Genomic DNA, 1044 nt, shown 5'->3' with positions numbered 1-1044 from the left:
GATCTCGCGAACGGAGCGTGGTAGCCCTTCCAACCGTGCCTGGATCGTCTGGCTCACCCGGGCGGGAAAGCGGTAGGTCCATGCGCCTTCGATCAGCACGCGGCGAGCCCGCTTGTTGCCGGCCTTGGTGATGCCCCCGCGCTTCACCCGCTCGCCCGTTGAACTCTCGGATGGTACAAGCCCGAGATACGCCATCAACTGCGGCGCTGTTTCGAAGCGTCGTATATCGCCGATTTCCACGACAAAGGTGACGGCGTTGATGAACGCGATACCGCGCATCGCCTGGTAGGCTTCAACCACAGGTGCCATGGACCAGGACGCGGCTATCTCAGCGACCTGCTTGGTCAGCCTATCTTCTCGGACACCCGCATCCTCGATAGCCTGGATATATTCGACGAGCACGATGTGATGGGCGGGATGGGTGAAGCTCTGCGCTGCCAGCCAACGAAAATGCGCCCGTGTCCACGATGTGCGTCCCGGGAAAATCCGGCCATGGCGCAAGAGGAAGGACTGCAACTGCTGGCGAGCCTTCTTCAGCGCGTCATGGGCGCACTCACGAGCGCGGACAAGGTCGCGTACAGCCTCATGTGCTTCGTCCGGAACCCAGACGGCAGTCAACTCGCCGGCGCGATGAAGCCGTGCCAGGCTGACGGCATCGCGCCTATTGGTCTTCACCCGATCACCGGGGCGTTTGGGAATTAGAGAGGGCGCCACGACCTGGCACTCATGCCCCAGCGCGATGATCTGGCGATACAGATCGTACCCCGTCGGGCCAGCCTCATAGCAGAAGTGAAGCTTCGCCCCACGCTTCGCCAACTTGCCCACCATCGATGCGACCGATGTCGGCTCGGCGGAGATGTCGCCGAAAAAGCGGACTTCGCCGTTCCGTTCCTTTTCCGCGACTGCAACCGAGATCTTCGCTTTCGATGTATCGAGTCCGATGAAAAGTTCGCTATACTCGTCCATGGTTCGCCCTCGCTTAAGCTTGGGGATAGGCGCCGGTCCGTCCGGCGTAACCCCCGTTTCCTGCTTACTCCGAGGGCG

At 61.6% G+C, this 1044-nt stretch carries 1 protein-coding gene; it reads right to left on the bottom strand.

Features of this window, described 5'->3' with window-relative positions; all coding sequences use genetic code 11:
- Positions 1-966: IS110 family RNA-guided transposase (locus QRN25_RS15255; protein ID WP_285020164.1), on the bottom strand; the 966-nt coding region annotated here is incomplete at its 3' end.
- Positions 967-1044: the final 78 nt, after the last annotated feature.

Source organism: Novosphingobium sp. fls2-241-R2A-195 (assembly GCF_030209485.1).
Lineage (GTDB): Bacteria > Pseudomonadota > Alphaproteobacteria > Sphingomonadales > Sphingomonadaceae > Novosphingobium > Novosphingobium resinovorum.
Note: the sequence above shows the minus strand (reverse complement) of the source record. Positions and strands in the feature narration are given on the sequence as shown.